The 13,624-nt window shown below is 47.1% G+C and carries 11 protein-coding genes; 7 read left to right on the top strand and 4 right to left on the bottom strand.

Annotation, left to right across the window (positions count from 1 at the left end):
• Window positions 1-5: 5 nt before the first annotated feature.
• From CD05_RS0108310 to CD05_RS0108295, 4 genes are all read right to left on the bottom strand, one after another.
• Window positions 6-1,934 (bottom strand): hypothetical protein, encoded by a 1,929-nt coding sequence (locus tag CD05_RS0108310; RefSeq protein ID WP_028510128.1) that lies wholly within the window; start codon window positions 1,932-1,934, stop codon window positions 6-8.
• A gap of 289 nt (window positions 1,935-2,223) precedes the next feature.
• Entirely contained in the window at window positions 2,224-2,865 is a 642-nt protein-coding gene (locus CD05_RS0108305; protein ID WP_028510127.1) for an MBL fold metallo-hydrolase, read from the bottom strand.
• A 34-nt stretch (window positions 2,866-2,899) separates the two neighbouring features.
• Window positions 2,900-3,340: a GNAT family N-acetyltransferase gene (locus CD05_RS0108300; protein WP_028510126.1), complete on the bottom strand. Its 441-nt coding sequence runs from the start codon at window positions 3,338-3,340 to the stop codon at window positions 2,900-2,902.
• Between the two features lie 54 nt (window positions 3,341-3,394).
• Complete coding sequence (locus CD05_RS0108295; RefSeq protein ID WP_051588891.1) at window positions 3,395-4,777, bottom strand: GGDEF domain-containing protein; 1,383 nt, start codon at window positions 4,775-4,777, stop codon at window positions 3,395-3,397.
• 325 nt (window positions 4,778-5,102) lie between these two features.
• Between CD05_RS0108295 and CD05_RS0108290 the strand changes: the two genes are divergently transcribed.
• The 7 genes from CD05_RS0108290 (at window position 5,103) to CD05_RS0108260 (ending at window position 13,620) form a co-directional block, all read left to right on the top strand.
• A complete protein-coding gene (locus CD05_RS0108290; RefSeq protein ID WP_028510124.1) occupies window positions 5,103-6,200 on the top strand; it encodes a GntR family transcriptional regulator in 1,098 nt (365 codons plus the stop codon).
• Window positions 6,201-6,241: 41 nt separating this feature from the next.
• Complete coding sequence (locus CD05_RS0108285) at window positions 6,242-6,940, top strand: helix-turn-helix domain-containing protein (RefSeq protein WP_156947357.1); 699 nt, start codon at window positions 6,242-6,244, stop codon at window positions 6,938-6,940.
• A gap of 200 nt (window positions 6,941-7,140) precedes the next feature.
• Window positions 7,141-8,145, top strand: coding sequence for an ABC transporter substrate-binding protein (locus CD05_RS0108280; RefSeq protein WP_028510122.1), 1,005 nt, complete (start codon window positions 7,141-7,143; stop codon window positions 8,143-8,145).
• 166 nt (window positions 8,146-8,311) lie between these two features.
• Window positions 8,312-9,832: a sugar ABC transporter ATP-binding protein gene (locus CD05_RS0108275; protein ID WP_028510121.1), complete on the top strand. Its 1,521-nt coding sequence runs from the start codon at window positions 8,312-8,314 to the stop codon at window positions 9,830-9,832.
• A complete protein-coding gene (locus CD05_RS0108270; RefSeq protein WP_051588890.1) occupies window positions 9,819-10,916 on the top strand; it encodes an ABC transporter permease in 1,098 nt (365 codons plus the stop codon). The genes CD05_RS0108275 and CD05_RS0108270 overlap by 14 nt, the downstream gene beginning before the upstream one ends.
• A gap of 23 nt (window positions 10,917-10,939) precedes the next feature.
• Window positions 10,940-12,037, top strand: coding sequence for an ABC transporter permease (locus CD05_RS17920; protein WP_051588889.1), 1,098 nt, complete (start codon window positions 10,940-10,942; stop codon window positions 12,035-12,037).
• Window positions 12,034-13,620 (top strand): FGGY-family carbohydrate kinase, encoded by a 1,587-nt coding sequence (locus CD05_RS0108260; protein ID WP_028510119.1) that lies wholly within the window; start codon window positions 12,034-12,036, stop codon window positions 13,618-13,620. Before CD05_RS17920 ends, CD05_RS0108260 begins: the two co-directional genes overlap by 4 nt.
• Window positions 13,621-13,624: the final 4 nt, after the last annotated feature.

The raw sequence follows: 13,624 nt of genomic DNA, 5'->3' as shown, positions 1-13,624 counted from the left end.
GCTTGTTAAGCGTATCGGAAAGTAAATTCACCGTCAATGTTGTCATTGAGCCATGTTATCTCAGCGATGTCTGAGGTCTTCATTTTTTCCTGCTCAGCAGATACTTTTCTGCTCGGTGAATTGTTCTGCTGGATCACCATTCCGTCCTGGCTGTGCAGCTCACCTGAGAATGGATCGATGTTTCCGTTGATTATCGCATTTTTCATAAATGACAACAGCTTGTTTGTCTGGTAGGGGAGGTCTGATACGAGAATGTCAACCACACCGGTCGAAAGTCCGAACCAGTAGTTCGCAGCATTCTGCGTCTTGTTCTTCTCGTTGATATCCCACATACCTGAGAGTACCGACTGTACTATCTGAACATAGTACTTGCCCCAGTTGAAGAAAGGCTTTCCGAGACGCACATCCTTGCCGTCCTTAATGATGAAAAGACCTGCACGACCTGCTATGTCCTGGTTGTTTGAGTAGTCAAAGTCAGCAAACATCTTAACGCCCTCATGATCCCACTCTCTGCGGTAGTATTCAGGGGAATTCGGGCGGTCGCATTTGAGTGATATGCGGCATTCGGGGTCTATAAGTGATACGCCTATCGCAAAGGCGTTAAGTATTCTTGCGCTTGTGTTGTCGTGGCTCCTTGAAAGATATCCTATGCGGCGTTTTGATTCAGTGTGGAAATCGGTGAGCAGCCTGTCAGCAGCGAGTATGCCCATAAGGAAAGCCGCTTCGTAGAGCTTGCCGTAATAGCACCTAACAGTCGCAGCAGAGTTTCCGAACGAGCAGTTGAGTATCTTTACTCCAGTGAACTTTATAGCAGCCTTGATAGAATCATCTATCATCGAGGGCGACACGGTGAATATGACCTTGCAGCCGTCGTTCACAGCCGCTTCGATAGTGTCGAGGGTGGTGTTTTTACCGCACTGGTAAGCCTTTGTAACAACGTTGCTGCCCGTCATCTCATCGACATATAGCCTGCCTGCCTCGTGGCTGTCTATCCAACGTGATTCCTCTATGTCTGCATCGTAGATGAATCCGACCTTCAGAGGTGCATTTGCAGAGTAGCCCTTTGTTGCAGACCACAGCCTGTAGATAAGGTTCTTCTGCCCGGTCTGCTGCGGCTCCTCAGGAACGGATTCGAGCAGCAGTGTCTCCGAAAGGCTCTTGCCTGTAGTGAGCTCAGCGCTTGCCATTTTGATGTTCTTGATTATCTGCTCCTCTGAATCACGCAGTATCGTCTTGATAGGGAATATGGATATGTAAATAAGGAATGCATCCGATAATTCACGGGAGTCGGTTATCTTAAGTGTCGTGCGGCAGTATCTGCAAAACTTGAAGAAAGCAGATTTTAGGTCTGATTTAGCATTGTAGTCCCACTCGTAGCTCAGTTCCTCGTCGAGCAGCTTTGCAAGACGCTTGTATGCTCCGACCTCCTTGAAAACTATGTAAGGATTCTTTGTAGAGTCGTAGAAATCAAGATACTCTGCGTAGAGCTTGTATTCCTTGGTGTTGCTCTTTTCGGGCAGGATACGCCTTACATCAGCAAGAATGAATTCCATTCCGCCGAATTTGGCAACAGATACACGCTTGTTGCCCTCCTGAACATAGTAATTGTTCATGTACTCATAAACGATTATGGCATCTCTTATGCCCTCCTGCATAAACGAGTCATACAGGTTTGACCATTTCACGGCAAACTCTGTCGTTTCCTCAAAAAGCGGCATGAAGTTGTTTGCAAAGGCATTGTTCCTTGCCTGCTCCTTGTTGCCTATAATACGGTCGAGCGGCAGCTCGATAAGGCCGAGCTTTACGACCTTTAGCGAATTGTTTATCTCCGGCTTTGAATCAAGCACGGGGAGATACGGGTCACTGCCGTTTTTGTTTGCTTCTGCAACGGCATCATCGGCGAGCTTTTTTGCGGCTTTGTAATCTATCCTCATAGCGAGATGTTCCTTTCATTTGTTTATAATTTTAAGATATTCACGAGCAAAAAGTGAATATCTTTCGCTTGCTTTACTTATTACATTATAACAGTTTTATCATTTTATGTCAAGCATAATTATGCAATATATATGGAGCTTCGGGCATGGATTTACAGTTATTCCCTGTTTAAATAAATATATTTAAAAAATAGATATTTTCTTGAAAAATAACTTGCATTCTGTGATGATAAGTGTTATAATAGCTGTGTAAGAATAAAGATGGGGCTGCAACAGCCCCTTTGCCCTTTCAGAGTATTATTTTTCTTATGACGCTTATCTCAGGTAAGACAGCAGCTTCAAACCTGTCAGCATCAGCAGGGCTGCCGACGGCTGTTCCGAAATGAACGGGGATAGCAGCTTTTGGCTTTAGTCCGTTTACAAATGCTGCGGCGGCAGCTGCGTCCATAGTAAATGTTCCGCCTATCGGCACACATACTATGTCGCACTTAACAGCTCTTGCATCGGGCGTGTCATCTGTATCTCCGCAGATGTATATCCTCTCTCCGTCAATTGTCACAACATATCCTACCCAGCCGTTCCCCTTTGGGTGGAAAGGCTTTTTTGTATTGTATGCAGCTACAGCCTCTGCCACTATGCCGCAGACTGAAATGCTCTCACCCGGGCTTACAAGTGTCAGCTTACCGCTTGGTATCTTAAGAGCGCTTATGCTCCTTGCCATGCTTCTGGGTGCGACAAAATGTGTGCCGTCGTTTGCGAGTTTTGATATATCGCCGGGCGAGAAATGGTCGTAATGCTCGTGCGTTATAAATATAATATCCGCATCATGCGGTGCACCGCTTATGTGATAAGGGTCAAAGTATATCGTCTTGTCCGCTTCTATGCGTATGCTGCTTTGTTCGTTTACGGATATTGCATCTATAATGTTCATGATGTCCTCTCCTTAGTATCAAATGTGTATAGCATTATACAAGCTGCTTTTCCATGTGTATGCAGTCAAATGTTTCGCCGTGGATAATGCTTTTGTCGGTAACGCAGTAGCCGAGCTTTTCGTAAAACCCTACCGCAACATCACGGCTCTCGACAACGGCACGCTTTATCCCAAGCTCTCTCAGCCATGCCTCGGCTTCATTGATAACACGCCTGCCGAGCTGCCTGCCCCTGTATTCGGGAAGCACTACCACACGCCCTATCATGGCGCTGCTCTCATTCAGCCTATATAACCGGCAGGTCGCAACGGGGAAGCTGTCATCAGTCAGCACGATGTATTTTGTGTCGGGCGTGTCGTGCTCGTCAAACTCCTGCCTGAGCGTTATGCCGTGCTGTCTGGCCATGCCCTGTATGCGTACATAGTATGCTCCTGCCTGCTGCCATGTCTCAGCAGCCCGTATCACCTGAATGTCCATTAGTTCAACTCCATTATTAGAGCCTGCATCTTTTCCGGTGCAGGCTCGTGTTTTTTATAGCCCCTGTGCGTCCTTGCGGCGCTTGTCAGGGTGCTGACGGTAGTAAAGCTGCTTGTCAGCATACATCTTTTTATCGGCTATCTGCATGGAACGGCGTATATCAGCGCTTCCGGTGCAGTAATGTGAGCCGATAGCTATCCTTACGTCAGGTGTCTGGGATGTAAGCGAGCGCAGCTCCTCTGTGCGGCGTTCAAGCTCATCCTCGGTTATGTCAGGGCAGAGGATAACGAATTCGTCACCGCCTGCACGGTATATCTCACAGTCGCCAAAGGTCGCCTTTATAAGCGAAGCGGCTTTTATCAGCAGCTTGTCGCCGGCAGTGTGGCCAAGACGGTCGTTGACCTCTTTAAGACCGTTGAGGTCGGTAACTACGATGCCGATACCTCCAATAAATCCGGCTTCAAGTACGTCCGTGCGGTTGTTCATGGCGTTGCGGTTCTTGACATCTGTGAGCATATCATACATACTCATAGTTTCGAGCTTGTCAAGCAGCTGGTGGTTGGCTATAACAGCACCGATAAAGAAAGTCGAGAGTTCAAGAGTTTCCTTTATCTTCATGATGTTTGCAACATCAAAATTTGCAGCCCATATAAAGCCTACAAGCTCATTGTTGAACTTCACGGCATAAAGCACTATGCTTTCAATACCGTTGCATACAAGCGAATCATACCAGAGCTTGTCACGTTCTTTTACGACACTCAGATCATCAAGCAGCAGACAGTCGCTTCCTGCAAGAGACTTCTCCCATGCTACCGCCGTTTCATATGGAGTTCTTCCCATTTCAATGGCGAGCTTTATCATATATTCATCATTCTTGCCGTCCTCATTGATAAACGTGCAGCTCTGCTTGCTTTTGTCAACGAGCACGATCGAACACTTCTGTGATGAGCAGATCTTCTTGATATCACTTACAGCATCTGCTATCGACTGGATGAAATCCTGCTTTTTGTGCAGCTTTATGCTCATGTTAAGTACATCTGCGCCAATCTCTGCCGAGCGCTTTGAAAGCTCATCTGTCTCGACTTCTTTGGATATCTTAAGTATGTAGCAGCAGTTTACGATATTTTCCTTATCAGATGCAATGGGAAAATACATTCCGCTGAGCCATGCGCCGTGAGCGTTTACATAAGAATACAGCGGCTCGTTAGTTGATGCGCAGCGGTAGCAGAAGTTCTCAAAGTTAGGATCGTAAAACAGCTTCCTGTAAGGCATACCGGGCTCAAACTTCGGGGCATTCGGATTAATGGCAAAAAAAGCCTTGAAGCCGTCGTTTGCAGCCGTTATCATTATCTCACCGAAGCTGCCGTCGGGGAGTATCTCAAAAGAATAAATGCTTGCACCGTAAGCAATACTATCAGCAAATTCCTGAAGATCCATAGTGTCCTCCTTTATATCACCCGGGAAATATAAGGGTGTTATTATTTGGCTAAACACATTATACCATATTTGGCAGACTATTTCAATGTTTTTGATATTAACTTGTAAAGATACTGAACTTTATTTGTAAAATTTGCACAAGATTGGAGCGGATATTTTGTTTGTGTGAACAAAGTTTTAAATATCGGGATAAGTTGTATTTACAAATAAAAGTTGTTGTGCTATAATTGTCATAACTAATACAGACAAATTATGCGTGATGTACGCAAAGGCACATATGATATGTGCTTACAAGACAATTTAACACATAAAAAGGAGGGAAGATATGGACAACTTCAAATATACGGCGATAGTTGACTGGGCAAAGGACTATATAAAGACCAACGGCTTAAAGCCTGATGACCGTTTTCTCACTGAAAAGGAGCTGTGTACCATACACGGTGTCAGCAGACAGACTGTAAGACAGGCGATGATGACGCTTGAGCGTGAGAATATAATCAGCCGTGTTAGAGGCAGCGGCACATTTGTTACCGAGCGTGCAACAGGCATAGCTGCTCCGGGTGCGGCTGCAGCGCCTGCAAAAAAGAGCGTGGGCGTTATATCGACCTATTTCAGCGATTATATTTTTCCGCATATAGTTACAGGTATTGAAAGTGTGCTGGGCGACAGGGGCTATACAATGCAGCTGTCTATCACTCACGACCAGGTGATTGAAGAAACACAGGCGCTTGAAAATATGCTTTCCTCAGGTGTTTGCGGCCTTATCGTAGAGCCTTCAAAGAGCGCTCTGCCTAACCCGAATACCGAGCTTTACAACAAGATAAGAACAAGCGGCATACCGCTCGTATTCTTCAATGCAAAGTATCAGTGGGCGGATTTTCCTTATGCGGCTATGGACGATACGATCGCCGGCAAAAAGGTCACAGACCATCTGTTTGACTGCGGCCACAGGGATATCGCAGGCATCTTTGCACTCGATGATATCCAGGGGCATAAGCGCTACAGCGGTTTTATGCAGAGCTGCTTAGAGCATAATGTAAGTGATGCCGAGAAGAATGTTTTCTGGTTCCTTGCAGCCGATAAGAGCAAGATGTTCACCTTTGGCAAGGATAAACTGTTAGAGCTGTTTGACAGGACAACGGGCGTTGTCTGCTATAACGACATGGTGGCAATAAACCTTATGAAATTCTGTAAGGAAAATGCGATAAGAGTGCCCGAGGATCTGTCTGTTGTGGGGATAGATGATTCGAGGTACGCATCAATTTGTGAGGTGCCGCTGACAAGTGTGCATCATCCGCACAAAAAGCTCGGCGCTACCGCTGCCAAGATGCTCATAAGCATGATAGAGAATAAGGATATCAGCTGTAAGGACGAGATATTCGAGCCTGAGCTTATAGTGAGGGATTCAGTAAGAAAGCTGTGATAAGTACGGCGTTTGTGGAATGATAGTTGGGGGTGTATGCGGTGAAACAGACTATGGTATCAGATGATTTTTTGAGTGTAACACGTCTTGATGCAGGTAAGATAGACAACCTTCTTCGCAGCGGGTGTCCGGATACCTGCCGTGAAGAATTTGAGCAGATGCTCGACGACATACATTTTGATCAGTTCAAGTCAATGGTGCTCAGACTCTACGTTTGTACGGACATATACATTATGGCCAGAAATTTTGCAAACGAGCTTGGCATAAGCGACGGGCGTTTTACATCGCTGCTCGGCGATGCAGACAGTATCGAGGAGCAGCTTTCTACCGTCGAGGCGACGAAAAAATATCTTATCATAATGATAGAGCAGTGTATAAGCTGGCGCATCGAGCGTGCAAGATCGAATAAATGCGGCGTTGTTTCAAATGCCAAGAAGTATATCGAATCAAACTATATGCGTGATGACATATCCCTTGAGAGCATAGCACATGAGGTGGGGCTAAGTCCTACATATTTCAGCGCTCTTTTCAAGAAGGAGACCGGCCAGTGCCTGTCTAACTACCTCAATATGGTCAGGATAGACAAATCCAAGCAGCTGCTTTGCTGTACATCAAAGATGATATATGAGATAGCCTTTGAAGTGGGCTTCCAGGATTACAGGTATTTCGGGCAGATATTCAAGAAGTACACCGGCCAGACACCGAGACAGTTCCAAAGAGTAGCAAATGTCCGTACATAGCGTGCATATTATGATGCTTTTGGCATGAAAATATAGCGGTGTTTAATCAATCGTAATATTTTGAACATTTATAGTAAATATGTAGGTAGAAATGTACGCACCTTTTCGCTATAATGTAAGTACAAGTTAAACACATCGTTTGAAAACAAAAACGAAGAACCCAAATAACTTTGATAAATAATATCAGGGAGGAAACAATTATGAAAATGAAGAAAATTCTTGCAGTTATGTCAACAGCAGCTCTTTGCACAGCTATGTTCGCAGCCTGCGGCGATACAAGCAGCTCCGGTTCAGGCAACAGCGGTGCAGGCGGCTCTGACGGCCCCATCAAGGTAGGTATCATCAATAACGATCCTAACGAGTCCGGCTACCGTACAGCTAACGATAAGGACCTTAAGGAAGCGTTCTCTGAGGCTAACGGCTATGATGCTGACTTTGCATACAGCATGAAGAACGACGAGCAGATAGCAGCTGCTCAGAAGTTCATACAGGACGAGGTTGATTATCTCCTCATCTCCGCTGCTGATACAGCAGGCTGGGACAGCGTTCTTAAGGATGCACAGGCTGCAGGCGTAAGAGTAATCCTCTTCGACCGTACAATAGATGCAAGTGAGGATCTCTATGAGGCTTCCATCGTTTCCGATATGGAAAAGGAAGGCAAGACAGCTGTTGATTGGCTCAAGGGTCAGAACCTCGATAAGTATGAGGTTATCCACATTCAGGGTGCTATGGGCTCCGCTGCTCAGAAGGGACGTTCGGGTGCTCTCGACAAGGCTGCTTCTGACGACTCCTCCAAGTGGGAGATCGTTGCTCAGCAGACAGGTGAGTGGAACGCTGAAAAGGCTCAGCAGATCGTACAGTCTGTAATCGACTCCGGTAAGAAGTTCAACGTAATCTACGCTGAGAACGACGATATGGCTAAGGGCGCAGTTGCTGCTCTTGATAAGGCTAACATCTCTCACGGTGTAGGCAAGGACGTTATAGTTATGGGCTTTGACTGCAACAAGTGGGCTCTTCAGGAACTCCTTGACCAGAAGTGGAACTACGACGGTCAGTGCAACCCCTTCCAGTCTTCTTACATCAAGGACGTTATCGACAAGCTCGAAAAGGGCGAGAAGCTCGAGCAGAAGACCATAGTTATGGACGAGAAGGGCTTCGATGCTTCGACTATAACTCAGGACGATGTTGACAAGTACGGCATCTGATAACTAAATACTTAAAACGTCATAATAAATTTCACGGATCTACAAAGATGGTGCGGTGAGGCAAAAGGGGAAGTGCTCTGATGCCCCCGCACCTTCTTTATGAAAAATCTATGGCAAATACAGGGAATCTATGGCAAATTCAGGAAAATTTCAGGAGGAAATCGCTATGAAAGATGATTCGCTGCTTGAAATGCGGGGTATCTATAAGTCGTTTCCTGGCGTCAAGGCGCTGCAGAATGTTGATTTCACCCTAAGAAAGGGCGAGATACACGCTCTTATGGGCGAAAACGGCGCAGGAAAATCTACTCTTATAAAGGTGCTTACCGGCGTTCATGTCAAGGACGAGGGCGATATATCGCTGCAGGGCAAGGGCAAGGTCAATATCCATTCCCCGCAGGATGCTCAGAATAACGGTATAAGCACGGTTTATCAGGAAATATCGCTCTGCCCGAACCTTACGGTCGCAGAGAATATATTTATCGCCAGAGGCAAGGGCGGCCTTGTCAGCTGGAGAAGCATGAATAAGAAAGCACAGGAGCTGCTCGATTCACTGGGTATCGCAGTAAGGGCAACTCAGCAGCTCGCAAGCTGCTCGATAGCTGTTCAGCAGATGGTCGCTATCGCAAGAGCAGTTGATATGGACTGCAGCGTGCTTATCCTCGACGAGCCTACATCATCGCTCGACGAATCAGAGGTGGCTAAGCTGTTCGTGCTCATGCGTCAGCTTAAGGAGAAGGGCGTTGGTATAATCTTCGTAACTCACTTCCTTGACCAGGTGTATGAGGTTTGCGACAGGATAACGGTTCTCCGTGACGGCCAGCTCGTAGGTGAGTATGAGATAGAGACGCTCCCGAGAATACAGCTTGTATCAAAGATGCTCGGTAAGGATCTCGATGATATGGCTGATATCAAGACAGATGTACAGACTGATGTAGACAGGAGCCAGACGCCGGTATATCAGGCAGAGGGGCTTTCAAGCTCAGAAGGCATCGGGCCTTATAACTTCGAGATACATAAGGGTGAGGTCAACGGCTTTACCGGCCTTCTCGGTTCAGGCAGAAGTGAGAGCGTAAGAGCTATCTTCGGCGCTGATAAGGTAACAGGCGGCAAGATAAAGATCGACGGCCAGGAGGTAAAGATAACCAAGCCCCGTGATGCAATGAAGCACGGTATCGCATATCTCCCTGAGGACAGAAAGCGTGACGGTATCGTAGGTGATCTGTCGGTAAGAGACAATATCATTCTTGCCCTTCAGGTTAAGACAGGCTTCTTCAAGCCGTTCTCAAAGGCAAAGGCAACAGAGTTTGCAAATGAATACATAAAGCTGCTCGATATCAAGACAGCTTCTGTAAATACACCTATCAAGTCGCTCTCGGGCGGTAACCAGCAGAAGGTAATACTTGCACGCTGGCTGCTGACACACCCGAAGTACCTCATACTCGATGAGCCTACAAGAGGTATCGACGTAGGTACAAAGATAGATATCCAGAAGCTCGTTCTGAAGCTCGCATCAGAGGGTATGTGCGTTACATTCATCTCGTCTGAGACAGATGAGATGCTGCGTACCTGCTCAAGACTGCTTGTAATGAGAGACAGAAAGCTCGTAGGAGAGCTCACAGGTGACCAGCTGACACAGGCTGCGGTAATGAACACGATTGCAGGAGGTGAGAAAAATGCCGACAAGTAAAGCACTGCCGCCCAAGACTCCGCTCTGGGCAAAAATAGCAAGGCACCAGATAATTATCCCGATAGCAGCGCTTTTGCTGCTCGCACTCTTTAACCTTATAGCAGACCCGTCATTTTTCCGTATAGAACTTAAGGAAAATTCCGAAGGGTATAAGATACTCAGCGGCAACATAATCTCGATCATAGACAACGGCTCTGAGCTTGCGATACTCGCACTCGGCATGACCCTTGTAACAGCAGCCTCAGGAGGACAGGATATATCTGTAGGCGCTGCAATAGCTATAAGCGGCAGCGTTATGCTCCGTGTGCTCTGCGGCGGTCAGACAACAGCTGATAAGATACAGGCTCCGATAATCGTAGCACTCCTTATCGCTTGCCTCGTATCTATGGCATTCGGTGCATTCAACGGTGCCCTGGTCGCCTTCTTCAAGATACAACCTATGGTCGCCACGCTGATACTGTTTACGGCGGGACGTTCGATAGCAGCGTGGATAAACAACAACGAGCTGCCGAATCTCAAAGACGAGAGCTTTGCATACTTCGGCAACTATCTCCCGGGAATACCGATCCCGACACCATTCCTTATAGCTATAGTCTGCTTTATAGTGACATGGCTGTTTATGAAGTTTACAAACATCAGCCTCTATGTTCAGTCTGTCGGTGTCAATGAAAAAACATCAAGACTAAACGGCTTGAACCCTGAGTTTATCAAGCTGATGACATACGTTCTGCTTGGCCTTTGCGTAGCGATCGCTGCATTTATAAAGGTAAGCCGTATATCCACCATCAACTACTCAGTAATTGCAAAGGATATAGAAATGGACGCTATCCTTGCAGTTGCACTCGGCGGTAATGCACTGAGCGGCGGTAAGTTCAGCATAAGCTCGTCTGTTCTCGGCGCATACGTTATCCAGTTCCTGACTACGACTCTTTATAAGTTCGAGGTAAAGGCTACAGCACTTCCTGCATACAAGGCAGTAGTAGTTATAATCCTCGTTGTTCTGAGCGCACCTACCGTAAGAGAGAAGCTCTCTCGTCTCGGCAAGAAGCTCAAGAAGAAGGAGTCGGCGCCTCAGGCAGCCTGACATCACGAAAGGGAGGTATTTAGATGTTAAGTGTTTCTTCTCCTGAGGGGAAGCTCAAAGCACCCCACAGTAAAATTTCAGATACCAATCTGCTTACTACAATAACGATAGCAGTTTTCTTCGTGATGTATATCGGCTCTATGGTATTCTTAAAAGAGGGCTTCCTTAAGCCCCAGACTATGCTCAATCTTATAAGCACAAATGCTTATCTTATAATCCTTGCGTGCGGTATGAGCCTTGTTATGATAACAGGCGGTATAGATATCTCAGTCGGCGGCGTTACAGCTCTCGTAGCTATGAGCTGTGCAGTTTACCTTGATATGCACGACGGCAATGTGTATATGGCTATGCTCCTTGCAATAGGCATCGGTCTTGCATTCGGTATCGTTCAGGGCTTCCTTATAGCATATCTGAAGATACAGCCGTTTATAGTTACCCTCGCAGGAATGTTCTTCGCAAGAGGTCTTACAACTATCATTCACACAAACCCCTTCAATGTTGAGAATAAGGATTTCGTTGAGCTGAAGGATACAAGGATAACACTTCCTGATTTCTTAGGCTCTACAACAAGACGAGGCAGATTTATCCCTGCTACTATCGAGATAGGTGTTATAGTTGCACTTGTTATCGTGGCTATCCTTTTCTGTGTTCTTAAGTGGACAAAGCTCGGCCGTAACTTCTACGCAGTAGGCGGCAACAGACAGAGTGCACTCATGCTCGGTATCAACACTCAGAGAACAACTTTCATCTCGCACGTTATATGCAGCCTGCTTGCAGGTATAGGCGGTTTTGTGTACTTCATGCACGTTGGCTCAGGTTCTCCCTCTCACGCAACAGGCGCAGAGATGAACGCTATAGCTTCCGCTATCATCGGCGGCACAATGCTTACAGGCGGTGTCGGCAATATCATAGGCACACTCTTTGGTGTACTCTCACTCTCACTTATACAGAGCATCGTTTCATCAGTTGGTCTTGACCAGGCATGGTGGACAGGTATAACAATAGCTGCTATGCTCTGCATATTCCTTGTAGTTCAGAGTATCATCATCGCAAGACGTAAGAAGTCAAACATCAAGCTCGCAAATGCCAAAGTACCCAAACCAAAGGAGGCTGCGTCATGACACAGACTGAGTTCATAAAGTCAGGTAAGGCCTCTATCGGTATAGAATTCGGCTCGACAAGAATAAAGGCCGTTCTCATAGGCGAGAACAACGAGCCTCTTGCATCAGGCGTTCACGACTGGCAGAACACACTCCTTGACGGCGTGTGGACATATCCTCTTGATGAGGTAAAGGCCGGCCTTCAGGACTGCTTTGCAGACCTTTGCAAAAACGTAGAAAAGGAATACGGCACAAAGCTCACATCAGCAGCCGCTATGGGCGTTTCTGCAATGATGCACGGCTATCTCGTATTTGATAAAGACGGTAAACAGCTTGTGCCTTTCAGGACATGGAGAAACACCATGACAGAGCAGGCGGCTGCAAAGCTCACTGAGGAGTTTTCGTTCAATATCCCTCAGCGCTGGAGTATCGCTCACCTCTATCAGGCTATACTCAATAATGAGGAGCATATCGACAAGATAGCTTTCATGACCACACTTGCAGGCTATGTTCATTTCCTGCTCACCGGTAAAAAGGTCATAGGCATAGGCGATGCATCGGGAATATTCCCTATTGACTCTGTTAACTGCTGCTATGATGAGGGCATGACAGAGAAGTTTGATGCACTGACCGGCGGCACACGCTTTGGCGCAAAGCTGCTCGATATCATGCCTGAGATAGTTATGGTAGGCGAGAATGCCGGCACTCTTACTGAGGAGGGCGCAAAGCTGCTCGACCCGACAGGCAGCTTCAAGGCCGGCGTGCCTCTCTGCCCGCCCGAGGGCGACGCACAGACAGGCATGGCTGCTACAAACAGCATTGCTCCCAAAACAGGCAATGTTTCAGCAGGAACATCTATCTTCTCGATGATAGTTTTGGAAAAGGCACTCAGCGCAGTTCACCGTGAGATAGATATTGTTACTACTCCCTGCGGCGACCCTGTTGCTATGGTACACTGCAACAGCTGCACCACCGACTTTGATGCGTGGGTGGCTATGTTCGGCTCGCTGCTGAGCGCTGCCGGCAGCGATATGTCAAAGGGCAGGCTCTATGACCTTATCTATTCGCTCGCAGCAAAGGGCGACCCCGACTGCGGCGGCGTGATAGCATATAACTACTACGCAGGCGAACCTGTTACAGGCCTTGACTCGGGTAAGCCGCTCGTTTTCAGGAGCCCTGATTCAAAGTTCACAATAGAAAACCTGGCAAGAAGCCTTGTTTATTCGACAGTTGCAACCCTTAAGATAGGTATGGATATACTTACCGAGGAAGAAAAAGTCTCGCTTGAGAGGATATATGCTCACGGCGGTCTTTTCAAGACACCGGTTCCGAGCCAGAATCTCCTTGCAGCCGCACTGGGTACTGATATAACCCTTATGAAGTCGGCAGGCGAGGGCGGCGCATGGGGCATAGCTCTGCTTGCTGCATTCACTGCAAGAGAGGATAAGTCGATGACGCTTGACCGCTTCCTTGATGAGAAGGTATTCGGAGCTATGGACGGCAGCACAGTTTCTCCTGATGCCAGGGATACCGACGGTATCAAGGCTTACATGGATATCTACAAGGCAGGCCTTGCAGCAGAGCGTGCTGCGGCACAGATATAGAAAG

The organism is Ruminococcus sp. NK3A76 (assembly GCF_000686125.1).
In the GTDB taxonomy this organism is placed as follows: domain Bacteria; phylum Bacillota; class Clostridia; order Oscillospirales; family Ruminococcaceae; genus NK3A76.
The sequence above is the reverse complement of the archived record's forward strand: the minus strand, read 5'-3'. Positions and strand labels throughout refer to the sequence as shown.

Excerpts from the sequence above, each read along its gene's own strand:
- CD05_RS0108305 (WP_028510127.1), bottom strand. The coding sequence starts at position 2,865 with ATGAACATTATAGATGCAATATCCGTAAACGAACAAAGCAGCATACGC.
- CD05_RS0108270 (WP_051588890.1), top strand. The coding sequence starts at position 9,819 with ATGCCGACAAGTAAAGCACTGCCGCCCAAGACTCCGCTCTGGGCAAAA.
- CD05_RS0108300 (WP_028510126.1), bottom strand. The coding sequence starts at position 3,340 with ATGGACATTCAGGTGATACGGGCTGCTGAGACATGGCAGCAGGCAGGA.
- CD05_RS0108295 (WP_051588891.1), bottom strand. The coding sequence starts at position 4,777 with ATGGATCTTCAGGAATTTGCTGATAGTATTGCTTACGGTGCAAGCATT.
- CD05_RS0108280 (WP_028510122.1), top strand. The coding sequence starts at position 7,141 with ATGAAAATGAAGAAAATTCTTGCAGTTATGTCAACAGCAGCTCTTTGC.
- CD05_RS0108310 (WP_028510128.1), bottom strand. The coding sequence starts at position 1,934 with ATGAGGATAGATTACAAAGCCGCAAAAAAGCTCGCCGATGATGCCGTT.
- CD05_RS0108290 (WP_028510124.1), top strand. The coding sequence starts at position 5,103 with ATGGACAACTTCAAATATACGGCGATAGTTGACTGGGCAAAGGACTAT.
- CD05_RS0108275 (WP_028510121.1), top strand. The coding sequence starts at position 8,312 with ATGAAAGATGATTCGCTGCTTGAAATGCGGGGTATCTATAAGTCGTTT.
- CD05_RS0108260 (WP_028510119.1), top strand. The coding sequence starts at position 12,034 with ATGACACAGACTGAGTTCATAAAGTCAGGTAAGGCCTCTATCGGTATA.
- CD05_RS17920 (WP_051588889.1), top strand. The coding sequence starts at position 10,940 with ATGTTAAGTGTTTCTTCTCCTGAGGGGAAGCTCAAAGCACCCCACAGT.